Source organism: Acinetobacter ihumii (assembly GCF_900625095.1).
GTDB classification, from domain to species: domain Bacteria; phylum Pseudomonadota; class Gammaproteobacteria; order Pseudomonadales; family Moraxellaceae; genus Acinetobacter; species Acinetobacter ihumii.
Map to the genome: position 1 here is coordinate 2,451,779 of NZ_LR130760.1, position 25,081 is coordinate 2,476,859.

At 43.1% G+C, this 25,081-nt stretch carries 20 protein-coding genes, 1 pseudogene and 1 riboswitch; of the genes and pseudogenes, 20 read left to right on the top strand and 1 reads right to left on the bottom strand.

Annotated features, from left to right (window positions below; all coding sequences use genetic code 11):
- Positions 1-86: 86 nt before the first annotated feature.
- The 9 genes and pseudogenes from E0D95_RS11540 to lpxC form a co-directional block, all read left to right on the top strand.
- Positions 87-335, top strand: a pseudogene (locus tag E0D95_RS11540) (glutathione peroxidase); the annotation flags it as partial.
- 214 nt (positions 336-549) lie between these two features.
- Complete coding sequence (gene gshB, locus E0D95_RS11545) at positions 550-1,488, top strand: glutathione synthase (RefSeq protein WP_130803939.1); 939 nt, start codon at positions 550-552, stop codon at positions 1,486-1,488.
- 265 nt (positions 1,489-1,753) lie between these two features.
- Positions 1,754-2,851 carry an undecaprenyldiphospho-muramoylpentapeptide beta-N-acetylglucosaminyltransferase gene (gene murG, locus E0D95_RS11550; RefSeq protein WP_130803940.1) on the top strand — a complete coding sequence of 366 codons (1,098 nt, stop codon included), beginning with the start codon at positions 1,754-1,756 and terminating at the stop codon, positions 2,849-2,851.
- A 13-nt stretch (positions 2,852-2,864) separates the two neighbouring features.
- Positions 2,865-4,313 (top strand): UDP-N-acetylmuramate--L-alanine ligase, encoded by a 1,449-nt coding sequence (gene murC, locus E0D95_RS11555; RefSeq protein WP_130803941.1) that lies wholly within the window; start codon positions 2,865-2,867, stop codon positions 4,311-4,313.
- A 51-nt stretch (positions 4,314-4,364) separates the two neighbouring features.
- Positions 4,365-5,294, top strand: coding sequence for a D-alanine--D-alanine ligase (locus tag E0D95_RS11560; protein ID WP_130803942.1), 930 nt, complete (start codon positions 4,365-4,367; stop codon positions 5,292-5,294).
- Positions 5,295-5,297: 3 nt separating this feature from the next.
- Positions 5,298-6,152 carry a cell division protein FtsQ/DivIB gene (locus tag E0D95_RS11565; RefSeq protein WP_130803943.1) on the top strand — a complete coding sequence of 285 codons (855 nt, stop codon included), beginning with the start codon at positions 5,298-5,300 and terminating at the stop codon, positions 6,150-6,152.
- A gap of 66 nt (positions 6,153-6,218) precedes the next feature.
- Entirely contained in the window at positions 6,219-7,481 is a 1,263-nt protein-coding gene (ftsA, locus tag E0D95_RS11570) for a cell division protein FtsA (protein WP_130803944.1), read from the top strand.
- Positions 7,482-7,649: 168 nt separating this feature from the next.
- Positions 7,650-8,828 (top strand): cell division protein FtsZ, encoded by a 1,179-nt coding sequence (ftsZ, locus tag E0D95_RS11575; protein ID WP_130803945.1) that lies wholly within the window; start codon positions 7,650-7,652, stop codon positions 8,826-8,828.
- Between the two features lie 110 nt (positions 8,829-8,938).
- On the top strand, positions 8,939-9,841 hold the full coding sequence (gene lpxC, locus E0D95_RS11580) for a UDP-3-O-acyl-N-acetylglucosamine deacetylase (RefSeq protein ID WP_130803946.1): 903 nt from the start codon (positions 8,939-8,941) through the stop codon (positions 9,839-9,841).
- 98 nt (positions 9,842-9,939) lie between these two features.
- Here the strand turns inward: lpxC and E0D95_RS11585 are convergent, their stop codons facing one another.
- Positions 9,940-10,380: a DUF721 domain-containing protein gene (locus E0D95_RS11585; protein ID WP_130804898.1), complete on the bottom strand. Its 441-nt coding sequence runs from the start codon at positions 10,378-10,380 to the stop codon at positions 9,940-9,942.
- Positions 10,381-10,490: 110 nt separating this feature from the next.
- Here E0D95_RS11585 and E0D95_RS11590 point away from each other — a divergent pair, with 110 nt between their 5' ends.
- From E0D95_RS11590 to recJ, 11 genes are all read left to right on the top strand, one after another.
- Positions 10,491-11,183: a M23 family metallopeptidase gene (locus E0D95_RS11590; RefSeq protein ID WP_130803947.1), complete on the top strand. Its 693-nt coding sequence runs from the start codon at positions 10,491-10,493 to the stop codon at positions 11,181-11,183.
- Positions 11,184-11,460: 277 nt separating this feature from the next.
- A complete protein-coding gene (gene aceE / locus E0D95_RS11595) occupies positions 11,461-14,175 on the top strand; it encodes a pyruvate dehydrogenase (acetyl-transferring), homodimeric type (RefSeq protein WP_130803948.1) in 2,715 nt (904 codons plus the stop codon).
- Between the two features lie 3 nt (positions 14,176-14,178).
- The gene (locus E0D95_RS11600) at positions 14,179-16,194 is read left to right on the top strand and encodes a 2-oxo acid dehydrogenase subunit E2 (RefSeq protein ID WP_130803949.1); all 2,016 of its coding nucleotides are present in this window, start codon (positions 14,179-14,181) and stop codon (positions 16,192-16,194) included.
- 204 nt (positions 16,195-16,398) lie between these two features.
- Complete coding sequence (locus E0D95_RS11605) at positions 16,399-16,758, top strand: hypothetical protein (protein ID WP_130803950.1); 360 nt, start codon at positions 16,399-16,401, stop codon at positions 16,756-16,758.
- A 45-nt stretch (positions 16,759-16,803) separates the two neighbouring features.
- A riboswitch (yybP-ykoY riboswitch) is annotated at positions 16,804-16,926 on the top strand.
- 76 nt (positions 16,927-17,002) lie between these two features.
- Positions 17,003-17,578, top strand: a complete 576-nt coding sequence (locus E0D95_RS11610) for a TMEM165/GDT1 family protein (protein ID WP_130803951.1) — start codon at positions 17,003-17,005, stop codon at positions 17,576-17,578.
- A gap of 156 nt (positions 17,579-17,734) precedes the next feature.
- Positions 17,735-18,535: an oxygen-binding di-iron domain-containing protein gene (locus tag E0D95_RS11615; protein ID WP_130803952.1), complete on the top strand. Its 801-nt coding sequence runs from the start codon at positions 17,735-17,737 to the stop codon at positions 18,533-18,535.
- Positions 18,536-18,636: 101 nt separating this feature from the next.
- Positions 18,637-19,653 carry an AI-2E family transporter gene (locus tag E0D95_RS11620; protein WP_130803953.1) on the top strand — a complete coding sequence of 339 codons (1,017 nt, stop codon included), beginning with the start codon at positions 18,637-18,639 and terminating at the stop codon, positions 19,651-19,653.
- Positions 19,654-19,770: 117 nt separating this feature from the next.
- The gene (guaB, locus tag E0D95_RS11625) at positions 19,771-21,237 is read left to right on the top strand and encodes an IMP dehydrogenase (protein WP_130803954.1); all 1,467 of its coding nucleotides are present in this window, start codon (positions 19,771-19,773) and stop codon (positions 21,235-21,237) included.
- A gap of 121 nt (positions 21,238-21,358) precedes the next feature.
- Positions 21,359-22,696 carry a phosphoglucosamine mutase gene (gene glmM, locus E0D95_RS11630; RefSeq protein ID WP_130803955.1) on the top strand — a complete coding sequence of 446 codons (1,338 nt, stop codon included), beginning with the start codon at positions 21,359-21,361 and terminating at the stop codon, positions 22,694-22,696.
- Positions 22,697-22,705: 9 nt separating this feature from the next.
- Entirely contained in the window at positions 22,706-23,362 is a 657-nt protein-coding gene (gene pdxH / locus E0D95_RS11635) for a pyridoxamine 5'-phosphate oxidase (RefSeq protein ID WP_130803956.1), read from the top strand.
- Positions 23,363-25,063 carry a single-stranded-DNA-specific exonuclease RecJ gene (gene recJ / locus E0D95_RS11640; RefSeq protein ID WP_130803957.1) on the top strand — a complete coding sequence of 567 codons (1,701 nt, stop codon included), beginning with the start codon at positions 23,363-23,365 and terminating at the stop codon, positions 25,061-25,063.
- The last annotated feature ends 18 nt before the right edge of the window (positions 25,064-25,081 follow it).

Sequence of the window (25,081 nt, forward strand, 5' to 3'; positions counted from 1 at the left end):
CCTTATTAAAAATAATGGATGTGATATGAGTCATAGTTTGATATCACATCTGATTTTCTTTGCTCCCTTGCGCAATCAACACCCAAGGGCGATTTTGTCAGCGCAACTATGGCGTGTCCTTTCCCATGTTTGCCAAAATCGATGTTAAGGGTTCAAACGCCCATCCGATTTATAAATATCTCACTTCAGAAGCCAAAGGTATTTTAGGTAGTGAAAGCATTAAATGGAATTTCACCAAGTTTTTGATCAATCAAAATGGTCAAGTCGTTAAACGTTATTCGCCAACGACCAAACCTGAAAAAATCAGCAAAGATATTCAAAAGCTTTTGGCTTAATTTGAATTTAAAATGCGCTGCTTTAAAAATTACTGGCGATGAATTCATTTGCCAGTAATTTTTATCCCTCAGAAAATCGTCTATTTAAATAAATCGCATCTAGTGATTTGAATAAATTAGAATTTTTTAGATTTAATAATTACATAACTTGTTTAAACATCATTGCCAAATTTCGCTATACTTTTGCCAAGATTAAGAATACGAGCGTCAGATTATGCGTGTACTGGTGGTGATGGACCCAATTGAAACCGTGAATCTTAAAAAGGATTCGACCATGGCGATGTTATGGGCGGCCAGCCGTCGTGGGCATGAATTGGGCTATGCATTGCAACACGATTTGTATATCGATCAAGGTAAAGCCTTTGGTCTGATTGCACCGCTTAAAGTCTTTGAAGATTATGATCATTATTATGAGTTAGGCGAGAAGCGTAAACAATCATTGGCGCACTATGATGTGGTGCTGATGCGCAAAGACCCGCCGTTCGACATGAATTTTGTCTATACCACCTATATTTTAGAACAGGCAGAGCGTGAAGGCGCGTGGATTATTAACAAACCACAATCCTTACGTGACTGTAATGAAAAACTGTTTGCGACCCAATTTCCAGAGCTACAAGTCCCGACTTTGGTCACGTCACAACAAAGCCTGATTCGTGAATTTATCAAAACGCATGGTGATGTGATTGTCAAACCACTCGATGGTATGGGCGGTATGGGCATTTTTCGTCTCTATCAGGATGGCGTGAATATTGGTTCGACACTGGAAATGCTCACTGAAATGGGCACCCGTCCAATCATGGCACAGCGTTATATTCCAGAAATCGTCGATGGAGATAAACGCATTTTGATGGTCAATGGTGAGCCTATTCCTTACTGTCTAGCACGTATTCCGCAAAATGGTGAAGTGCGTGGTAACTTGGCTGCTGGTGGTTTGGGCGAAGCGCGTCCATTGACTGAAAATGACAAAATGATTGCCGCTAAAGTCGGGCCATTCCTGCGTGAAAAAGGTCTGGTGTTTGTCGGATTGGATGTAATTGGCAATTATGTCACCGAAATTAATGTGACCAGTCCAACCTGCATCCGCGAAATTGATGCGCAATATGGGACATCCATCGCTGATACTTTATTTGATGTTCTGGAAGCTGGACGTTAAGTCATTCTGAACAGATTCTGAATAGTAAGTTGATTGGTCTTTTAGACCAGAAGACCAGTCAACTCTCGACCTTAGATGATCATACCCTCAAAAAGATGCGTTTTAACGCGCATTGCCACAGGTTTATAATTAAAACAACATCAAAAGCTGTGCTTTATGTTGCAAACAGGTGAAATTTGCTTTCCGTTCTCGCGGCTTTAGGATTAAAATAAACCGCTAAAATAATAGATGTGATTTCCATTTTTTTGAGTTGAAGAATTATATTGTGACTGATTCACCACACACGAAACCCAAACATGTCATGATGATGGCGGCTGGTACAGGCGGTCACGTATTTCCTGCATTGGCGGTTGCCAAACAGCTACAGCAACAGGGTTGTGAGGTGTCTTGGCTTGCGACGCCAGCAGGCATGGAAAATCGGTTGCTTAAAGATCAAAATATTCCACTTTATCAAATTGATATTCAAGGCGTACGTGGTAATGGTGCTGTGCGTAAATTATTAGCGCCATTTAAAATTTTAAAAGCGACATTTAGTGCCATGCGTTATATGAAGCAACTCAAAATTGATGCGGTGGCAGGTTTTGGCGGCTATGTGGCCGGGCCAGGCGGTTTAGCCGCGCGTATTTTAGGCATTCCAATTTTAATTCATGAGCAAAATGCTGTGGCTGGCTTTACCAACTCACAGCTCTCACGTATTGCCAGTAAAGTTTGTGAAGCTTTTCCAAATACTTTTACTGCCAGTGAAAAGGTGGTGACCACAGGTAATCCTGTACGTCAGGAAATTGCTGAGATTCTCAGTCCAAAATGGCGTTATGAAACCAGACAACAAGAAAATCAACCTTTAAATATTTTGATTGTCGGTGGATCATTGGGTGCGCAGGCCTTAAATGAACGTCTGCCTGATGCACTTCAAAAATTAGATTTACCGTTGAATGTGTTTCATCAATGTGGTCAAAAACAACTGGATGAAACCACAGCGCGTTACGCCAATGCACCTGCGCATTTAAATGCACAAGTGATGCCGTTTATTGAAGATATGGCACAGGCCTATAGCAACGCAGATTTAATTATTTGCCGTGCAGGTGCTTTGACCGTGACTGAGGTTGCAACCGCAGGTGTGGCCGCAGTGTTTATACCGCTACCGATTGCGGTAGATGATCACCAGACTGCCAATGCCAAGTTTTTGGCCGATATAGGTGCTGCAAAAATTTGCCAACAATCGGCCATGACCTCCGAATATTTACATACGCTTTTGAGTGGTTTGATGAATCGTCAACTATTGTCTGAAATGGCAGTGAAAGCACGTCAACATGCTCAGCCTCAAGCGACTCAAACCGTCGCTGATCTTATTCAAGCTTTATAACTCCGAGTTCGCTATGTCACCATCAACGCCAGCCGATCAAGCCAAAAAACTGATTAAAGTTCCAGAAATGCGCCGTATTAAACACATTCATTTTGTGGGTATTGGTGGTGCAGGCATGTGTGGTATTGCCGAAGTACTTAAAAATCAGGGCTATAAAGTTTCGGGTTCGGATATTAAAGCCTCGAACACCACCGCACAACTTGAAGAAAAAGGCATTAAAGTTTATATCGGGCATACGGCAGACAATATTCAAAATGCCAATGTGTTGGTGGTTTCGACCGCGATTGATCCTGAAAACCCAGAAGTGAAAGCAGCCATTGAGAGCCGTACTCCTGTTGTGCGCCGTGCTGAAATGTTGGGTGAACTGATGCGTTATCGTCACGGTATCGCGGTTGCAGGTACGCATGGTAAAACCACCACCACCAGTTTACTGACCACGATGCTGGCAGAAGAAAATCTGGATCCGACTTATGTGATTGGCGGTTTGTTAAATCGTACAGGGGTGAATGCAGCCTTAGGTGCGAGTCGTTTTATAGTGGCGGAAGCAGATGAGTCTGATGCTTCGTTTTTGTATTTAGAACCGATGGCCGCGATTGTGACAAACATCGATGCCGACCACATGGACACTTATGGCGGTAGTTTCGACACTTTAAAAGATACTTTTGTACAGTTTTTGCATAAATTACCATTTTACGGCTTGGCGGTCGTATGTGGCGATGATGCCAATATTCAGGAAATTTTACCGCGTATCGGTCGTCCAGTCTTGACTTATGGCTTTGAAGAACATAACGATATTCGGGCGGTTGATGTCGAGCAGGATGGTATGCGTTCGCACTTTACTGTGCTACGCAAAGATCGTGAACCGTTACGTTTAACCATTAATCAGCCGGGTTTGCATAATGTGCTTAATGCTTTAGCAGCCATTGGTGTTGCAACCGATGAGGGTGTATCGGATGCTGCGATCAGTCGTGCGCTAGAAGGTTTTAGTGGTGTAGGGCGTCGTTTTCAGGTTCAGGGTGAGTTTGAACTGGGTGATGGCAATGTCAAACTGGTGGATGATTATGGACATCATCCGAAAGAAGTGGAAGCGACCATTAAAGCAGCACGTCAAAGTCATCCAGATCGTCGTTTGGTCATGATGTTCCAACCGCATCGTTTTAGCCGTACACGGGACTGTTTTGACGATTTTGTTGATGTATTGTCACACGTCGATCAACTGTTATTACTTGAAGTTTATCCTGCGGGGGAAAAACCGATTGTTGGTGCAGATAGTCGTTCATTGGCGCGCAGTATTCGTTTGCGTGGTGAAGTGGAACCGATTTTAGTTGATCCAGTAGAAGGCAACCTGCAAAACGTGATACAAAAAGTGTTACAACCAAATGACTTGTTATTAACACAGGGTGCGGGTAACGTGGGAGCAATTTCAGTCGAACTTGCGCAGCATCATTTGTATTTAAAATAATGCAGCTCACTCAATTTAATTATTGTGCTTTAAAAGTTTAAGGATATAAACGTGTCAAATGCTTCAGAATTCGGCAAAGTTGCCGTGTTGTTTGGTGGAAAATCGGCTGAACGTGAGGTTTCATTAGATAGTGGGAACGCAGTACTTGAAGCCTTATTACGTTCAGGTGTACAGGCAGAAGCATTTGATCCTAAACATCGTAGTGTCACTGAGTTAGTGAATTATGATCGTGCTTTTATCGTGCTGCATGGCCGTGGCGGTGAAGATGGTCAGATTCAGGGCACGCTGGAATGGTTAGATGTGCCCTATACAGGCACGGGCGTTCAGGGTTCAGCCATTGGCATGGATAAAATCAAGACCAAGCAGATCTGGCAAGGGACTGATTTGCCAACTGCGCCGTATCGTATTATCAATAAAGACTCCAATCTTGACGAGATTGTAGACAGTCTGGGTTTGCCCGTCATTATTAAGCCTGTGCATGAGGGTTCAAGCATTGGCATGAGTAAAGTTGAAAAAAAAGAAGACTTTGCACAGGCAATTGCCAAAGCGACTGAACATGATGCCATTGTCATGGCAGAAAAATGGATTACGGGTTGTGAATATACCATTGTGGTACTTAATGGTGAGGCTTTGCCAGTGATTCGTTTAGAGCCTCCAAAAGATGTGGCTTTTTACGATTATGATGCTAAATATCAGCGCAATGATGTGCAATATGGTATTCCATCAGGGTTAAGCGAATCTGACGAAAAACAACTGCAACAATTAACCTTGCGTGCCTTTCAAGCTGTAGGGGCAAGTGGTTGGGGGCGTGTCGACGCCATGCAGGATGAACAAGGCAATTTCTGGTTATTGGAAATCAATACGGTTCCGGGCATGACCAGCCATTCGCTGGTGCCTAAAGCAGCCAAAGCAGTTGGAATCGGGTTTGATGAATTGTGTGTTGCAATTTTAGAACAGACGCTTCAAGGCACGGCTCACTAATTTATGGCTCAACTTCCAGCATCTATGCGCCGTCGTCGCACGGCCATTACCTCCATCCATGAAAAACCACCTTCGCCCAAGCAAAAGTTGGTCAATGCGGGAGGATGGCTACTGCTGCTGGTTGCATTTGCAGTCTTGGGTTCAGGTATCTTTGGCTTATATAAAGTCATTACCGATGCCCGAATTGCAGAATTAAGTATCGTCGGTACGCATTCGACAACAGAACAACAACAACTCATTCAACACATTCAGCCTATTGTTAAAGATAATTACTTTACGTCGGATCTGGAGCAGATTCGTGATAAGGCGCTTGAGATTTCATGGGTCGATCGCGTGGTCGTCTCACGTGCTTGGCCGAACAGCATTCGAGTTCGGGTCTTACCGCGTCATGCCATTGCACGCTGGGGTACTGGGCGATTACTCAGTGACGGAGGCGATGTTTTTAGTGAAGCCGATCCTCAAAGTCGTCCGAATTTGCCGATGCTACATGGTCCTTTAAGTCAATCTAAAGCCATGATGCGTCGTTATAACGAAATTAATCAGTTATTTCATCCCGTCAATCTCAGGTTAAAAGAGTTGTATTTAACCGAACGAATGACATGGTTTATGCAGTTTGATTCAGGTTTAAGGGTGATTGTGGATCAGGATCAAACCATGAGTAAGTTACAACGTCTGAGTCATCTGGCGCAAACTGACTTAAAACCTGTGTGGCCCAAAATCTCTGCCATTGATTTAAGGTATCGAAATGGATTATCACTACAATGGAAGAATGCTGTACCACCTAAAATTGTAAATGGTCAGTTTGTTGTAACCAATGATGACACAAATGTTGCAGGTGGAATAACCACAAAGCCATAATAGATGGTTTTAAAATAACAGGCATTTTGCCCGATTAAACAACGAACAAATAAGTGGTAGTGAGTAATGAGTGAAGCTGTTCCCTCGATTGTTGCGATTGATATTGGGACACATAAAGTTTCAGTTTTAATTGGTAGAGTTCACGCACCGGACAATATTCAGGTCATCGGGATGGCAAACGCACCGAACCGGGGTATGAATAAAGGAAAAATTGTCAGTCTTGATAAAGTCATTGCTGCAATTAAAAATGCCGTTGCCGAAGCAGAAAATATGGCGGAATGTCGTGTACATACCGCATGGGTCTCCATTCCAAGTACAGAATTACAAAGTTTTTATGCTTCAGGTCGTATCCCGATTGCAAAAGCAGATCATAGTATCAGCACCAATGAAGTGGTACGTGCTCTTGAATTGGCCAAAGCCAGTCATGTAACTCCTGACTATTATCTCGCCAGTGCAGTGCCGCTTGGTTTTGAACTAGATGATGAGCCAGAATGGGTGCAAAATCCGATCAATATGTCAGCACATAGTATGACGGGACATTATCAACTGATGATGATGCCGATTAGTACTATGCAAAATCTGGATCGAGCCATGAAAGGTGCCAATATTGGCGTTGAAAAAATGGTGGTGTCGAGTCTGGCAACCGCAGAAGCCAGTTTGCTCAAAGATGAAAAAGAATATGGCGTCTGTCTGTTGGATATTGGCGCAGGAACAACAAATATCGCGGTTTATCTGGATGGTCGGCTGGCTTTGTCGCGTACTTTGCAACGTGGCGGTGAAAATGTCACTCGCGATATTGCGGCAGTGTTGCAGACCACCACTGAAGAAGCAGAGCGCATTAAAATTTTACATGGCTGTGTTGATTTAAGCGTAGTTAAGCCTGATCATATGATTCAGGTACAGGCGATTGATGGTCCACAAACCATTAGTCGAATTGAGCTTGCTGAAATTATCATTGCACGGTATGAAGAGATTTTCACCCAGATTCGCGAAGAACTAGAGCGTACAGGGGCGATTCATGGTTTGTATCATGGCGTGGTATTGACTGGGGATGCTTGTCAAATCGAAGGCATGATCAGTCTGGCTCGCCGTATGCTTGGTGTCTCTGCGCATTTGGGTAATCCACCTTTACAGGTCTATGCAGATGATCAGCATCAGGCTGCGTTAAGACGTTCCATGTATGCGACTGCGGCAGGACTGTTGCTATTTAGTCAAAGTGAGTTACAGGATACAGTAGAAGAAGCGGATGAGGCAGGTGATCGCACATTCGTTGATCGTGTGGTCAATGGCTGGAATACTTTAAATAGCAAGTTAAAAGCTATTTTTTAAGATGTATATATTTATTGGGAATATTGTTTGGAAGTTGTAAGAGAAAATTGTCATACTTGACAAGGGAAGTATTGCACAGCATTCTAAAATCTATTGTTTTTTGAAGTATTAAGGCAGTGTACGGGCTCAAGTGACTGCCACTTATTGAAATTAGGAACCCCAAAGGTCATGGCCTCATTTGAATTTATAGAAGATGAACTAACCGATAGTAACGGTCAAGCCCGTTTCACTGTATTTGGTGTTGGCGGTGGCGGTGGTAATGCCGTACAGCATATGGTGCAATCTGATATTAAAGGTGTGAAATTTGTTTGTGCCAATACAGACAAACAAGCACTGGACAGTATGAATGCGCCATTTAAGATTCAGCTTGGTGAGCAAAGTACCCGTGGTCTAGGTGCTGGTGCAAATCCTGAAGTCGGTCAAATCGCTGCTGAAGAAAGCCGTGAAGTGATTCGTCAGCATCTTGAAGGCACAGACATGGTGTTTGTGACTGCGGGCATGGGCGGTGGTACAGGGACTGGCGCAGCTCCTGTGGTTGCTGAGGTTGCCAAAGAAATGGGGATTTTGACGGTTGGTGTAGTGACCACCCCATTTAACTTTGAAGGTCGTCGTCGTCAACGTTCGGCAGAAAAAGGGATTGATGCGTTAGAGTCACATGTTGATTCTTTGATCATTATTCCAAATCAGCGTTTGCTCAGTGTGTATGGCGATATTTCAATGAAAGATGCCTACAAAAAAGCAGATGATGTTTTGCTGAATGCGGTGCGTAGTATCTTTGACTTGGTGGTGAATCGCGGTCACATCAACCTTGACTTTGCTGACTTGAAAACAGCTATGAGTACCCGTGGTTATGCCATGATGGGTGCAGGTTTGGGTCGTGGTGAAGATCGTGCACGTCAGGCGGCTGAACAGGCGATTCGTAGTCCATTACTGGATAACGTCAACATTATTAATGCCAAAGGTGTGTTGATCAACATTACGGGTGGTGATGACATTACCTTGCGTGAAACTGAAATTATCACCGATGTGGTCAACCAGATTGTGGATCTGGACGAAGGTGAAATTTTCTACGGAACTGTGTTTGATCCAGATGCGCGTGATGAGTTGCGTGTTACTGTCATTGCAACAGGTTTAACCCGAAACGCATCAGAAGCAGAACAGCCGAAGAAGCGTTTAGGTGCTGCTCATGTTCAGGTGCCAAGCTCACACCCAACCGATGAAGATGATGTTCCTGCGATTAGCAAACGTCAGAATACGGAAGCTCCAGCCGCTGCAAATGCGGGTGCTGCGCCGCGTTCATCGCCAATGAGTATTCAGGATTATCTAAAAAATCAACAGCGCAAGTAATAAAATCAGACATTTAGAAAAAGGCAGTGTATTTACACTGCCTTTTTTGTTTTTTATCAATAGCTAAATGTGCTAACGTATAGCGGTTTTTGAATTGAAGTTAGAGTAGCATGTTGAAACAACGTACCCTCAAACGTGTGGTGAAAGCCAGTGGAATTGGTCTCCATAGTGGTCAAAAAGTGATGATCAATTTTCTGCCGCATGTGATTGATGGAGGTATTGTGTTTCGTCGTATTGATCTGCAACCCCCTGTAGATATTACCGCCAATGCTTTACTGATTCAGGAAGCGTTTATGTGTTCCAATCTGGTTCAGGATGATATCAAGATCGGAACCATTGAACATGTTATGAGTGCCATTGCGGGATTGGGCATTGATAATTTAATCATTGAAGTTTCTGCGTCTGAAGTTCCGATTATGGATGGTAGTGCTGGACCTTTTATTTATCTTTTAATGCAAGGTGAATTGGTTGAGCAAAATGCGGCCAAAAAATTCATTAAGATTTTAAAGCCCGTCGAAGCTTTAATTGAAGATAAACGCGCAAAATTTAGTCCACATGATGGTTTTCAGCTTAATTTCACCATTGATTTTGATCATCCTGCATTTGCCAAAGAATATCAGTCAGCTACCATCGACTTTTCTACCGAAACTTTTGTCTATGAAGTCAGTGAAGCACGTACTTTTGGCTTTATGAAAGATCTGGACTACCTCAAAGCCAACAATTTGGCATTGGGTGCGAGTTTGGACAATGCCATTGGGGTGGATGACACTGGCGTGGTCAATGAAGAAGGGTTACGTTTTTCCGATGAATTTGTTCGGCATAAAATTCTGGATGCGGTAGGCGATCTGTATCTACTTGGTCATCAGATTATTGCTAAATTTGATGGTTATAAATCAGGTCATGCATTAAATAATCAGCTATTACGCAATGTTCAAAGTGATCCAAAAAATTACGAAATTGTAACATTTGATAACGAAGATCAATGCCCGATTTCTTATGTGAGTGTGAGCTAAATCATTGTCTTCATTAGGCTATGTTATAGTGTAACTAGAAAATACGTTAAATGTGTCACAAAAAAATCAATTTACGAATTCATAATTTGAAATGGTTGTTACTTTTTATTGCTTGCCAAACGCAGCAAAGCTTGGCTAAGCTTAGGGTCGTTCACTAAACCAGCCGCACCACGTAACATTTCTTGTGTTTCTGGTGTTAAAGAAGTGACAGTTGTTACATGACTTTGATCAGAATAAGACCCTGCTCTTAATCGTACTTGAAGTTTTTGTAAGTCCTGTAGGCCTTCTAGTTGAGTGAGCTTAGAAATGTATTGTGTTTGAAGATATCCGAGCTGACTAATCATGGCCTGATTTTCACCGGTAATCGTCAAAACACCATACTGATAACAGACCACCTGCCATTTTTCAGGTTGTGGCAGTAGGGGCTGAATAAGTTTCGTAAGTTTTTGCCATTGTGCGACTTGCGTTGTAAGAAACGTTAGGTTTCCTGTTTTTATGTGTTTTCTTGTTTGTTGAAACACGCTTTTAGGTTGAGTCATGACGGTCGTCGATATTTTGGGCAACTGACTCATATCTTAAACGTTCATTTCAATTGAGATCAAGGAAGAGATCACACAAGGAACTTTTAAGAACAGTTTAAGAGGTTTTTATGCATCCGCGCCGTATACTACTTGCTTTTTCACTCGCAGCTTCTGCTGCATCAGTTGCCTTTGCAGACTATCAAACACTCAATACTCAAGACACACCAGACCGTTTAGAAAGTTTATCGCGCACTTTATCTCAAGGATCTTATACACACCCTGATGATTTGGATCTGCCTGCATCAGCAAAAGTGTCTGTGACCTTGCGGGAAAAAACCATTGAGTTAAATAATGAATCACTTGAGAAGAAATACGGCAAATCAATTGCTTCTAAAGTGTCTGCAAGCGGCAATAATCCTTATTCTTCGTGGTTAACCAAACATCCTTTACCTGAAATGACCCGTATTTCTTCAGAATACGGCATGCGTACCCTGATGGGAACCACGCGTGGTCATACGGGCATTGATATGGCTGCACCGAGTGGTACTCCTATTTATGCAACAGGCCCAGGTATTGTTACCAAAGCTGGTTGGGGAACCGGTTATGGTCAATATGTCGAAGTGAATCATGGCAATGGCTATTTGACCCGTTATGCGCATGCATCACGAATTATGGTACGCACAGGTGATCAGGTTCAGGCAGGTGAACATATTGCCAATGTTGGTTGCACAGGACGCTGTACTGGACCTCACTTACACTTTGAAGTGGTTCGTGACGGTGAGCGTAAAAATCCATCGACTTATCTTGCGATGCTACCATAACTTGGTGGCAACCTAAGTAACTTCATCATCGCTTTCTCATGTGTCTTCTCCATTTGAATGCGTTGATACAGTATTTACGTTAGCATTGAAAACTTATTTTTATGTATAAAAAATCGCCTAAATTGGCGATTTTTTGTTATTTTAGGTAATGAAAAGTCAGCAACTATTTATTATCTAAATAATGCTGTCAATCTGTATTCACCCAATAAGCTAACTAGAATTGGGTCATCTATGATAAAAATATGGACAAGACCAAACACTAAGGGAAAGGTGAATTATGGCGTTTTATGGTGATTCCGACGCTCAAGAAACCCAAGAATGGCAAGACGCATTTGATTCAGTTTTGCAGCATATGGGCACAGAACGTGCTGCTTTTTTACTCGAAAAGCTCTATCAACGCGCGATTGCGAAGCATGTCCCTATTCAGCGTCTAAATACTCCTTACCTCAATACTATTTCCGTTGAAGAACAACCTGCCATGCCAGGCGATCAGGATATGGAACGTCGTATCCGTGCGCTGATCCGCTGGAATGCGTTGGCGATGGTGTTGCGTGCCAATAAAACGGGTGATGACTTAGGTGGTCACTTGGCCAGCTTTGCTTCTTCTGCCACATTATATGATGTTGGCTTTAACCATTTTTTCCGCGCCAATAGCGACAGCTTTGGTGGGGACATGATTTATTATCAAGGTCATTGTGCACCGGGTATTTATGCACGTTCCTTTTTAGAAGGTCGTTTGACCGAAGATCAGTTGAATAATTTCCGTCGTGAAGTCAACGGCAATGGTTTGTCCAGCTATCCACATCCATATTTGATGCCAGATTATTGGCAATTTCCAACGGTTTCGATGGGCTTAGGTCCAATTATGTCAATTTATCAGGCGCATATTCAGAAATATTTGATGAATCGTGGTTTGATTAAGGAAGAAGACCGTAAAGTCTGGGCCTATCTGGGCGATGGTGAAATGGATGAACCTGAAAGTACAGGGGCAATTTCACTGGCAGGTCGTGAAAAGTTAGATAACCTGATTTGGGTGGTGAACTGTAACTTACAGCGTCTGGATGGACCTGTGCGTGGCAATGGTAAAATCATTCAGGAACTTGAATCTCTATTCCGTGGTGCGGGATGGCGCGTGATTAAAGTGGTCTGGGGGCGTCATTGGGATCCTCTCTTGGATAAAGACAAATCAGGTGCATTAAAAGCGGTGATGGAAGAAGCCGTTGATGGTGATTATCAGCGTTATCAGGTGAAGGGTGGTGCGTACACTCGTGCTCACTTCTTTGGTAAATATCCTGAATCTGAAGAATTAGTGAAAAACCTGAGCGATGAAGATATTGATAATCTCAATCGTGGTGGTCACGACCCATACAAAGTTTATGCAGCTTATGCTGAAGCAATGAAAAGTACAGGTCAACCAACGGTGATTCTAGCGAAAACGGTGAAAGGTTATGGTTTGTCTGACGAAATCGAAGCCGTCAACAAAACCCATCAGATTAAAAAAATGCATGTCGATTCACTCAAATATGTCCGTGATCGTTTCAACCTGCCATTTACCAATGAGCAATTAGAAGATTTACCGTTATATCGTCCCGCAGAGAATTCGCCTGAACTCAAATATATGAAGGCTCGCCGTGAAGCACTTGGTGGATATTTACCTGCGCGTCGAAAAGAAAGTGAAGCCTTACCGATTCCTGAACTTTCTGTTTTTGATAGTGTACTTAGTGGCAGCAACGGTAAAGAACAATCCACCACGATGGTCATGGTTCGTTTAATTGCGGCATTATTGAAAGAAAAAGCCATTAAAGACCGCGTGGTACCGATTGTGCCAGATGAAGCACGTACTTTTGGTCTGGAAGGCATGTTCCGTCAGTTGGGTATCTATGCGGCGCATGGTCAGAAATATACACCAGAAGACAATGAACAGCTCATGAACTATCGTGAAGCCAAAGATGGTCACATGTTGCAAGAAGGGATTAATGAAGCGGGTGCCATGAGCGCATGGGCGGCTTTGGGTACCAGTTATTCAACCAATAACTTGCCAATGATTCCAATGTATATGTATTACTCCATGTTTGGCTTCCAGCGTATTGGAGACATTGCATGGGCGGCAGGCGATGCGCAGGCGCAAGGTTTCTTGCTTGGTGCAACTGCGGGTCGAACCACATTAAATGGTGAAGGCTTACAGCATCAGGATGGTCATTCACATATTCTGGCGGGCACGATTCCAAACTGTATCTCTTATGATCCTTGCTTTGGTTATGAGCTGGCAGTTGTGGTACATGACGGTTTACAACGGATGTATGTCAATCAGGAACGTGTGTTTTATTACTTAACGGTCATGAATGAAAATTACGAACATCCTGAAATGCCAAAAGGTGCGGAACAAGGCATCAAGCGTGGCATGTATTTGTTTGAAAAAGATGACAAGGCGACTGTGCAATTACTGGGTTCTGGTGTCATTTTGCGTGAAGTGATTAAAGCCGCGAAAATCTTACGCGAGGAATATCAGATTCATTCAAACATCTGGAGTGTGACCAGCTTTAATGAACTGGCACGTGACGGTATGGCATGCGATGAATACAATCGTTTGCATCCTCTTGCAGAAGATACCAAAGAGTCTTGGGTGTCTCAGCAGTTGCGCGGTACGGATGGCATAGTGGTTTCTGCAACTGATCATATGCGTGCATATAGTGAACAGATTCGTGCGTATTTGCCAGATAATCGTCCTTATGTGACTTTGGGTACAGATGGCTATGGTCGTTCGGATACGCGTGGCAACCTGCGCAGTTACTTTGGCGTCGATGCAGCACATATTGTGGTTGCGACATTGAAGAAACTGGCAGATGAAGGTGAAGTTGAAAACCGTCTGGTGAAAGATGCCATTTCAAGTCTTGAGCTGGAAACAGATCGTCCAGTGGCATGGGCTCCACAGGCACATCCAGAAGTTCAACCTGTGGCGGCGTATCAAGAACAATCAGGTGAGGGGAACTAAGCGATGCAAGTGAAAACACCTGATATTGGCGTAGAAAAAGCCACGGTTGCCGAAATTTTAGTAAAAGTTGGCGACCAAATCTCTGAAAATGATAGTTTGATTTTACTCGAATCGGATAAAGCTTCTGTTGAAGTGCCAAGCACCGCTTCTGGCGTCGTCAAAAGTATTGCGGTGAGCTTGGGCGATGAAGTTTCGGAAGGAACGACATTAATCGAGCTGGAAAGTGCTGACAGTAATGCTCAAAGTGAAACAGATTCAACACCAGATCAAGCTGAAGTGAAAGCAGAAACATCTACTCAACCAGTTGAGCAAGCTGCATCACAATCGAGTAAATCCGTTGACTCTGGTTCGGGTACATCTTCTGTGGTTGAGGTACAGGTTCCAGATATTGGGGTAGAAAAAGCCACAGTTGCGGAATTACTGGTCAAGGTTGGTGATGAAATTTCTGAAAATGACAGTTTAATTCTGCTTGAGTCAGATAAAGCCTCGGTTGAAGTACCTAGTCCAGTTGCGGGTACGGTTGAAAGTATAGAAGTACAAACGGGTGACACTGTTAAAGAAGGTGTATTGCTACTTAAAGTTAAAACAGTAGGAGCATCAAGTGCTGTAACAGCACCAGCGGAAACTTCTACGCCAGCTAAACCTGCTGAAAACCAAGCACAAACTCAGACTGAAGCAGAACCTGCATCAAACGCACCAGCTGGAGCAGTGGATGTCGTCGTACCTGATTTGGGTGTCGACAAGGCTGCTGTGGCGGAGATTCTAGTCAATGTCGGTGACCAGATCTCCAAAGATGAAAGCATTGTTGTGGTGGAGTCAGACAAGGCGACGGTAGAAGTGCCAAGTACGGTTTCTGGTGTGGTCAAAGCGGTTCATATTCAGACCGGTCAAGATGTTAAAGAAGGTGTGGTTTTAATCACTGTTGAAGCTGAAGGTGCTGCTGCAAGTACAGCGAAAACACCGGTCGCCAAAGCTGAGGTTGCACCTGCGACAGCAGCTAAAGCTGAAGCCACCAAAGCACCTGCTGAAAAAGTTGAAGCCGTCACAAAAACTGAAGCAGCTACATCAACACCTACAGACAAGCTGACCAAAGAGCAAGAAGCCGCCAATGCTCAAGTTTATGCAGGTCCAGCGGTACGTAAAGTGGCGCGTGAACTGGGGGTGGTGCTGGCTGAAGTGAAAGCCACTGGTGAGCATGGACGTTTGATGAAAGAAGACATCTATGCTTATGTCAAACAACGTTTGACCGCTCCTGTTGCTGCCCCTAAAGCCGCTGCTGCGGCAGTTGCATCAGGCTTGCCATCATTGCCAGATTTTAGCGCATTTGGGGGTGTGGAAGAGAAAACCCTGACTCGTTTGCAGCAAGTCTCGATTCCACAGTTATCGTTGAATAACTTCATTCCTCAGGTGACTCAATTTGATCTCGCGGATATTACTGAGCTTGAAGCGTGGCGTAATGATTTGAAGGCAAACTTCAAGAAAGAAGGCATCAGCCTGACCATTATGGCATTTATCATTAAAGCGGTTGCGCACTTACTGAAAGAAGAGCGCGAGTTTGCTGGACATTTGTCTGATGATGGTAAATCGGTGTTATTACGTAAAGAAATCCATATGGGGATTGCGGTTGCAACACCTGATGGTTTGACAGTGCCAGTATTGCGAAATCCTGATCAGAAAAGTATTAAAGAGATTGCGACTGAACTGGGTGTAATGGGTCAAAAAGCACGTGACAAAAAGCTTTCACCGAAAGATTTACAAGGTGCTAACTTTACCATTTCAAGCTTGGGTGCCATTGGTGGAACAGCATTTACACCTTTGGTCAATTGGCCGCAAGTAGCAATCTTGGGAATTTCACCAGCAACCATGCAACCGGTATGGAATGGGCAGGACTTTGAACCACGTCTGATGTTGCCGTTATCGTTATCGTATGATCATCGTGTAATTAATGGGGCGGACGCTGCGCGTTTTAGTAACAAGTTGACCAAGCTTTTGCAGGATATTCGCAGTCTTTTACTTTAATGAGTACGGTGATGATCCAATTTACTTAACCTCGCCTCCGCGAGGTTTTTTATTACCTTTTATTTAATTCGATACACGTAAAACACCTAAACACACATTTCCTTATCATGTTTGATACAGGAATCATCTATAGATCATTCCATGCAGGATTATTATGGAAGATGAAAAGTATAAAAATTTAACACTGAATCAAGGAGTATCAACATGGCACAATCAAACGACCAGACACAGAAGCAAAATCTTGATACCGAAGCCAATCAGCTGGATGTCGACATTCTGGAAAATAATGACTTTTCATCACAACAACTTGAAGGTCTAACCGACAGTACTGAACTCGATGAGACGTTGAAGCAGGAGAACCAAACTATGCAAAATCAGCCAAAATCTCAACCTTTGAATCCTGATGGTGATGCTGCACCTGATGATAGTCAGGGTAATCAAGCTATTCGTGAAGCAGCAGAACAGATTGATCAGCAAAAATTGGCAGAGAATTTAAAGGATCGCCATCCAGATCATCCAAGTGAAAATCCGGCGCCGTTTATCTCTGAAGATGATGCGAAATAAAGCATGAAAAAATACTGTGATCTCCTCAATAGTTTGTTATGATAGCTATACTTCATTGGGGAGTAGCCTCTAGTTACGCGATGTAACTGGGTGATGATCAACATAATTGTTCAACCGAACATGGTCATCATAGCTTGAACGTCTCCGCGTTCTTTAGTCGGCAAGACCTTTGATTTATCGTTCTGCACTTTTTGGCTAGCAGGAGCGATAGGTCATAGGTATATATGCTAGCCAGAGAACAGATATGCAAGAATTCCTGATTTCGACTTCTGTTGTTGCCCTCGCTGAAATGGGCGACAAAACCCAGCTCCTTGCGCTTTTACTCGCTGCCCGGTTCCGCAAACCTGTTCCTATTCTGATTGCAATTTTATTGGCAACCACCATTAATCATGGTCTTTCTGCTTTGCTTGGGCAATGGTTGACCACAGTTCTTAATCCAGATGTGATGGTATGGGTGCTGGCAATTGGATTTATTGCGATGGCTATGTGGATGCTTATTCCCGATCAATTGGATGATGAAACCGATAGCATTAACAAATGGCAACGCTTTGGCGTGTTTGGTGCCACCTTTATTTTATTTTTCCTTGCAGAGATTGGTGATAAAACCCAAATTGCCACCGTTGCTTTAGCTGCACGATATGACAGTGTATTTTGGGTCATGTTAGGAACCACGGTCGGCATGATGATTGCCAATGCGCCAGCTGTATTCATTGGTAATAAAATGGCAGATCGTTTACCGATTTCACTTATTCACAAAATTGGTGCCGCGATTTTCCTGATTGTCGGGGTTTCAACGTTGCTACAACATTATTTCTTTTAATTGACCTCTTGGTACAGATCAAGCACCTGTTCGCAGGTGCTTTTTTATATTTTATTTTCAGGTTTTTCCTTGAATCATTGTATCTAATCAATAATCCCATTATTTTATTATGGAATTAAATGAAAATATGAATTGCTATCTTGGGGAAAAGATAAAATGGTCGCAGAACGTACAACTTCACAAATTTTATTTGATAATGGCACACACCGCTGTATCCGTTTTAGTAGCCTTGTTCATGGGGAAGGGGTACAAGCCAATCAATTTTTAATTATTGATCAAAACCGAGCCGCCGTAATTGATCCGGGGGGCGACTTGACCTATATGCCATTGACCATGGAATTAAATAAATATACGCGTCTGGAAAATCTGGATTATGTCATGGCTTCACATCAGGATCCGGATATTATTACCTCTATGCCACGCTGGCTGGTTTATACCAGTGCAAAAGTCGTGGCATCCAAGCTTTGGGCGCGATTTTTACCGCATTTAAGTTCAAACTTCATGAGTGATCGCATGAAAGGCAATTGGCTGGATCGACTGATTGAATTACCTGATGCTGGGCAAGTAATTCCACTGGGACAAAGTACAATTATCGCAGTTCCCGGCCATTTTCTACATTCAGTTGGAAATTTTCAGTTTTATGATCCAGTCGCTAAAATTCTATTTTCTGGGGATATGGGCGCGTCGATGGTAGAAGATGCTGCGTTACCGATCGATAACTTTACACATCACATTGCAAACATGAAAGGGTTCCATCAGCGCTATATGTGCTCCAATCGAGTGGTGCGTTTATGGGTCAACATGGTCCGTCAAATGGATATTGAGATGCTGGTTCCACAGCATGGTGCAGCTTTTATCGGTAAGGAACAAGTGGAACAATTTCTGGACTGGATTGAAAACTTGGCCTGTGGCATTGATTTAATGGACGAAAGTAACTTTAGTTATCCAGTAAAATGATCAATTAATCACAGATTTTAATCGTGATTCCATTGTAAAATAGCACTAAGATCAAGGCATCTAGTTGCTATTTTATTTCTATAACAATAAAGGAATATGGGATGACATTACTCAACGAGCGACAAAGCCAGATCGTCAGTTATATCCTCATGACTATCGTACTGCTGATCCTGATTCCTTTACATCTGCTGGTAGCATTTTTATCTGGTTTTCTGGTTTATGCGCTTCTTACCAAATTAAGTCCTTATGCTGAAAAATTTTCCAGCGGTAAATATGGACGCATTCTTGCGGTCGCCATTTTTAATATTGTGGTGATTAGTTTATTGGTGTTATTGGTATTTGGTTCGATCTCCTATGTGGTACATGATTTAAAAGATGGTGGTTTAGTCACCATGAGTCGTAATCTGGATATTTTGCTGGAACGATTTCAACAGGAATTTGGTCAGTATTTTTCAGGTTATATTCCTGAAAGTCTGGACGATATGAAAAGTTATGTCTTTGAATGGCTTAAAAATCATGTCGAAACCTTACAACATGCAGGAACCGATGCCTTACACGCCTTTGTGACTATGATTATCGGGATGATTCTAGGGGCACTGGTTTCCTTGAGCCCGATTGAAGATCAAGAGAATGCTCCCAGCTTTAAACGCCAATGTTTACAACGATTACATGTGTTGTATAACGCATTTAAAAACGTGGTGTTCGCTCAGATTAAAATTTCGATGATTAATACCTTACTGTCTGGCATATTTATTTTAGTGGTTTTACCGCTGTTAGGCATGCATTTACCTTTTGCTAAAACATTGGTGATTTTGACATTTATTTTTGGTTTAATTCCTGTGGTGGGCAATCTTATTTCCAATACACTGGTTATTTTATCGGCGATCAGTATTTCATTTGTGGCAGCGTCAATCGCCTTTGTATATCTGGTCTTGGTGCATAAGCTCGAATACTTTTTAAATGCTAAAATTATCGGTCAGCGCATTAATGCCAATGCATGGGAACTTTTGATTGCCATGCTATTTTTTCAGGCGGTATTTGGTATGGCAGGGCTGATTGTGGCACCCATTTATTATTCTTACTTTAAAAATGAAATGAAACAGGCGGGGCTGATTTAGGGTTAGTTGTTTCAATTTAAAGCAAAAAAAGATGCCATTAAATTTCCCATAATAAAAAATGAAATTTAATGGCAAATTTGTTTATAATAGCGCACGGAAACTACCAGTGAGATTGTTATGCTGACCATCGTTCAAGAAGCGTTAACCTTCGATGATGTCTTATTACTCCCTGCCTACTCTACAGTTCTTCCAAAAGATGTCTCCTTAAAGACACGTTTGACCCGCGGTATTCAACTTAATATTCCTCTTGTATCTGCTGCAATGGACACCGTAACTGAGTCACGTATGGCGATTGCCATGGCTCAAAATGGTGGTATCGGTATTTTGCATAAAAATATGGATATTGCAGCACAAGCGGCGGAAGTACGCCGTGTGAAAAAGTTTGAAGCAGGTATGGTCAAAGACCCGATTACGGTGACCCCTGAAACGACTGTACGAGAGCTGATTGCCATTACACAGGCCAACAACATTAGTGGTGTGCCCGTGGTCAAAGATGGTCAAGTGGTCGGCATTGTGACAGGACGTGATACACGTTTTGAAACCAATCTTGAACAACCTGTCAGCAATATCATGACGCCACAAGACCGTTTAGTGACAGTCAAAGAAGGCGAGTCCAAAGAAAATATTCAAGCTTTATTGCAAAAGCATCGTATTGAAAAAGTCTTGGTGGTGGATGACAGCCATGCCTTGAAGGGCTTGATTACGGTGACAGATTTTCGTAAAGCCGAGCTTTACCCAAATGCATGTAAAGATGAATTAGGCCGTTTACGTGTGGGTGCAGCCGTAGGCACAGGTGCAGAAACACCAGCTCGTGTCGAAGCATTGGTTGAAGCAGGTGCCGATGTGATTGTGGTTGATACTGCGCATGGTCATTCTGCTGGTGTGATTGAACGTGTGCGCTGGGTAAAACAAAACTTTCCGCAAGTGCAGGTCATTGGTGGCAATATCGCAACAGGTGATGCGGCTTTGGCATTACTGGATGCAGGTGCGGATGCAGTCAAAGTCGGGATTGGTCCGGGTTCGATTTGTACCACGCGTATTGTTGCCGGAATTGGCGTTCCGCAAATTTCAGCGATTGATAATGTCGCGTCTGCCCTTAAAGAACAAATTCCATTGATTGCAGATGGTGGTATTCGTTATTCAGGTGATTTAGCTAAAGCGATTGCTGCGGGTGCAAGTACCATCATGGTCGGATCACTGATGGCAGGGACAGAAGAAGCACCGGGTGAAGTTGAGTTCTTTCAGGGACGCTACTATAAAGCCTATCGCGGTATGGGGTCATTAGGTGCGATGTCGGGTGCAACAGGTTCATCTGACCGTTATTTTCAGGATGCCAAAGCGGGTGTTGAAAAATTGGTACCAGAAGGCATTGAAGGGCGTGTACCGTATAAAGGGCCAATGAGTGCTATTGTGCATCAAATGATGGGTGGTTTACGTTCATCTATGGGCTATACCGGTTCTGCCAACATTGATGAGATGCGTCAGAACACTAAATTTGTGAAAATCACCTCTGCGGGTATGCAAGAATCACATGTACATGATGTGACCATTACCAAAGAAGCACCAAATTATCGGGTGGGTTAATTTTCACCATTGCCACACATGAAAATGCCGTCAGTTCACTGACGGCATTTTTGTTTTGGTGTAAAGTAATAAAGATGCAAGAAAGGTTGTGTTCAAGCAACCCATAATAAGTGAGTAGAACATGAGTTATTTTGGAACAGATGGCATTCGTGGAAAATTTGGAGAAATGCCAATTACCCCTGAATTTGCCCTCAAGCTAGGATTTGCTGCGGGTAAAGTGCTTAAACGTACCAATCCTAAATCAAAACCTTTGGTGGTTTTGGGCAAAGATACGCGACTGTCGGGTTATATTCTGGAAGCTGCTTTACAGGCAGGTTTAAATGCTGCTGGTGTCTATGTTCATTTGCTGGGACCTTTGCCTACGCCAGCCATTGCTCATTTAACCCGTGCCTTACATGCCCATGCTGGGATTGTCATTTCTGCATCACACAACCCTTATTTTGATAATGGCATTAAGTTTTTCTCAAGTGAAGGTAAAAAGTTGCCTGATTCCTTACAAGAAGAAATTAATAAAGAATTAGAACAAGATATTTTGATCGAAGATACCGCAAGTTTGGGGAAAAGCGTTCGGGTGAAAGACGCCAATGGACGCTATATCGAGTTTTGTAAATCGACGTTTCCGTATCATTATGATTTACGCAATTTAAAAATTGTGGTGGATTGCGCCAATGGTGCAGCCTACAACGTTGGACCTGCCGTGTTTCGTGAATTGGGTGCCAGTGTAGTTGCCTTATACAATGAGCCGAATGGCATGAATATTAATGAACATTGCGGCTCGACTCATCCTGAACAGTTACAAAAAGCAGTGCTAGAACATCAGGCAGATATAGGAATTGCCTTTGATGGGGACGCAGATCGCGTGATTTTGGTCGATCAGTTTGGTCATCAGGTCGATGGTGATTCTATTTTATATATTTTGGCAACGCAGTCCAAGACTAAACCTGCGGGCATTGTCGGCACTTTAATGAGTAATATGGCACTTGAACTGGCTTTAGAAAAAGCACAGGTTCCATTTGTTCGTGCCAAAGTCGGTGACCGTTATGTACTGCAAGCTTTAGAAGAAAATGACTGGGTGATTGGCGGAGAGCCATCGGGTCATATTTTAACCTTGGATAAAAGTACCACTGGTGATGCGATTATTGCAGCCTTACAAGTATTAACCGTGATGGTCGAGCAAGAAAAAGCACTGCATGAATTGGTGGCTGAGTTTAAATTATTTCCACAAGTATTGGTCAATGTGCGTCTGGATCAAATGATTGATCCATATGCCTTTCCTGCTTTGGTTACTGAGTTTGAAAAAGCTGAAGCGCAACTGAAAGGTCGTGGTCGTTTACTGATTCGTAAATCGGGCACCGAACCTGTGATTCGGGTCATGGTCGAAGGTGACCAGCAAGAAGAAGTCACTGCACTTGCCAATCAACTGGCGGATGCTGTGCGTTTCCATGCCACTGCTGCCTAAGGAAAGCATATGATGGATCTGATTAAAGACCTGAGTGAATTGCGCTTAAGCTATGAAAAAGGTGAACTCTATGAGAATCAGGTTGACCCGAATCCGCATGCACAATTTCTACAATGGTTTAATTACGCTTTGGAAGCCAAGGTGCATGAACCCTATGCCATGTCAGTGGCAACCTGTAATCTGCAAGGTCATCCTCATGTCCGTACGCTTTTGCTGCGTGGTGCAACCGAAACGGGTTATGATTTTTATACCAACTATGACAGTCAAAAAGGGCAGGATTTAGCAGAAAATCCTTATGTTGAACTGCTGTTTTATTGGCATGATCTGGAACGTCAGATTCGTATTAGTGGTCATGTCAGTAAAATTCCTGAACTTGAAGCGATAGATTATTATCACAAACGCCCACGTGATAGTCAGATTGCTGCACACATTAGTACCCCACAAAGTGGTGTGATCCAAAGCCGTGACGAATTGGAACAGCGTTTTAATCAGCTCCATGATCGCATCGGAGAAAAAGCAGAACTGCCAAAACCAGAGTTTTGGGGTGGTTATCGCGTACAGCCAGATTATTATGAATTCTGGCAAGGTCGACCTAATCGTTTACATGATCGACTCAGTTATGCCAAAGTGGACGGGACATGGAAGTTACAGCGTTTAATGCCTTAAATGACTCAATTTCAAATTAAACAACGCCCTTTATTGACACGCCCTGAATCCTTTCAGGACGTGCCGCCGTTTATTGCAAAAATTCTGGCACGACGCGGTGTTCAATCGCCTGATGAGCTTGATTTAAAACTCAAACATTTGCTTGCACCACAGCTCAAGGATCTGGATAAAGCGATTGAGTTGATTGATCAAGCAATTGATCAGCAACAAAAAATCGTGATTGTCGGTGATTATGATGCAGATGGCGCGACCAGTACTGCTTTAATGATACTGGTATTACGAGATATGGGGGCTGATGTCGATTATTTAGTGCCCGATCGCTTTAAATACGGTTATGGACTGACGCCTGCGATTGCAGAGTTAGCACATCAGACCTTTCAGCCCGATATTTTGATCACGGTTGACAATGGTATTTCCAGTCATGCTGGTGTTGATCAGTGTCATGCTTTAGGTATGAAAGTGATTATTACTGATCATCATTTGACCACCAAAGCAACACCGCAAGCTGAGGCTGTGGTGAATCCGAATCAGTTGGGATGTGAGTTTCCAAGTAAGGCACTGGCTGGGGTCGGAGTCGCATTTTATTTATTGGCAAATCTGGCGACTTATCGGAGTAAGCGCAATAAAACTAGCTCTAAAATCAGTCAATATCTTGATCTGGTTGCACTCGGAACTTACGCAGATGTTGCCAGTCTGGACTATAACAATCGGATTTTAGTTGACGCTGGTTTGAAACGAATCCAACAGCAGCAATGTCGTTTGGGCATATTGGCTTTACTGGAAATTGCTGGACGTGATGCCGCTACGCTCAAAGCACAGGATCTGGGTTTCGTTCTTGGTCCACGCATCAATGCTGCGGGACGTATGGACAGCATGAATATTGGCATCGAATGTTTATTGGCTGATGATTATGCCAAAGCGCATGAGATTGCCTTGCAACTGAATCAGCTCAATGTTGAACGCCGTCAAGTTGAAACCAGTATGAAGCAACAGGCACTCAGTTATCTGCAACAGCTTCAACTAGATACACAGAGCATTCCTCCAGCATTGATTCTTTTTGAGGAAACCTGGCACCAAGGTGTGATCGGTATTGTTGCAGGGCGTTTAAAAGAGCAATTTCACCGTCCGAGCATTGTGTTTGCGCCTGATGAAGATGGACAGCATATCAAAGGTTCAGCACGATCTATTGATGGGATTCATATTCGTGATGCGATTGAGCGTGTCGCAGAAGCGCATCCTGAGCTGATTAGCCATTTTGGCGGACATGCTGCTGCGGCAGGATTAACCTTGCATAAAACGCATTTTCAGGCATTTAAACGTCATTTTAATGATCTGCTGACAGAAATGGATCAGGCACTCTTTCAGGCAACCTTATGGACAGATGGTCATTTGCCCAAAGATGCATTTGACTTGGCAACCTTAGGACAGATTGAACAGCTTGGCCCGTGGGGACATCAATTTCCATTACCGCAGTTTGAGGGTGAATTTAAGGTATTGGATTATCGCTGGCTGAAAGACAGTCATTTAAAACTGAAACTGGCACTGGATGATGGTGCAACAGTCGAGGCGATTGCGTTTAATGCAAAGGATAAATTTCGCTTTGATCCCATGCAGAAAACAGCACGGTTGGTGTATGAACTAGAGCGTAATCAGTTTAATGGTTCAGTGAGTTTACAGCTTCGAATTATTTATCTGGAATAATATTTCATATAAAAAAAT

Excerpts from the sequence above, each read along its gene's own strand:
- gshB (WP_130803939.1), top strand. The coding sequence starts at position 550 with ATGCGTGTACTGGTGGTGATGGACCCAATTGAAACCGTGAATCTTAAA.
- murC (WP_130803941.1), top strand. The coding sequence starts at position 2,865 with ATGTCACCATCAACGCCAGCCGATCAAGCCAAAAAACTGATTAAAGTT.
- E0D95_RS11565 (WP_130803943.1), top strand. The coding sequence starts at position 5,298 with ATGGCTCAACTTCCAGCATCTATGCGCCGTCGTCGCACGGCCATTACC.
- ftsA (WP_130803944.1), top strand. The coding sequence starts at position 6,219 with ATGAGTGAAGCTGTTCCCTCGATTGTTGCGATTGATATTGGGACACAT.
- ftsZ (WP_130803945.1), top strand. The coding sequence starts at position 7,650 with ATGGCCTCATTTGAATTTATAGAAGATGAACTAACCGATAGTAACGGT.
- lpxC (WP_130803946.1), top strand. The coding sequence starts at position 8,939 with ATGTTGAAACAACGTACCCTCAAACGTGTGGTGAAAGCCAGTGGAATT.
- E0D95_RS11585 (WP_130804898.1), bottom strand. The coding sequence starts at position 10,380 with ATGACTCAACCTAAAAGCGTGTTTCAACAAACAAGAAAACACATAAAA.
- E0D95_RS11590 (WP_130803947.1), top strand. The coding sequence starts at position 10,491 with ATGCATCCGCGCCGTATACTACTTGCTTTTTCACTCGCAGCTTCTGCT.
- aceE (WP_130803948.1), top strand. The coding sequence starts at position 11,461 with ATGGCGTTTTATGGTGATTCCGACGCTCAAGAAACCCAAGAATGGCAA.
- E0D95_RS11600 (WP_130803949.1), top strand. The coding sequence starts at position 14,179 with ATGCAAGTGAAAACACCTGATATTGGCGTAGAAAAAGCCACGGTTGCC.
- E0D95_RS11605 (WP_130803950.1), top strand. The coding sequence starts at position 16,399 with ATGGCACAATCAAACGACCAGACACAGAAGCAAAATCTTGATACCGAA.
- E0D95_RS11610 (WP_130803951.1), top strand. The coding sequence starts at position 17,003 with ATGCAAGAATTCCTGATTTCGACTTCTGTTGTTGCCCTCGCTGAAATG.
- E0D95_RS11615 (WP_130803952.1), top strand. The coding sequence starts at position 17,735 with ATGGTCGCAGAACGTACAACTTCACAAATTTTATTTGATAATGGCACA.
- E0D95_RS11620 (WP_130803953.1), top strand. The coding sequence starts at position 18,637 with ATGACATTACTCAACGAGCGACAAAGCCAGATCGTCAGTTATATCCTC.
- guaB (WP_130803954.1), top strand. The coding sequence starts at position 19,771 with ATGCTGACCATCGTTCAAGAAGCGTTAACCTTCGATGATGTCTTATTA.
- glmM (WP_130803955.1), top strand. The coding sequence starts at position 21,359 with ATGAGTTATTTTGGAACAGATGGCATTCGTGGAAAATTTGGAGAAATG.
- pdxH (WP_130803956.1), top strand. The coding sequence starts at position 22,706 with ATGATGGATCTGATTAAAGACCTGAGTGAATTGCGCTTAAGCTATGAA.
- recJ (WP_130803957.1), top strand. The coding sequence starts at position 23,363 with ATGACTCAATTTCAAATTAAACAACGCCCTTTATTGACACGCCCTGAA.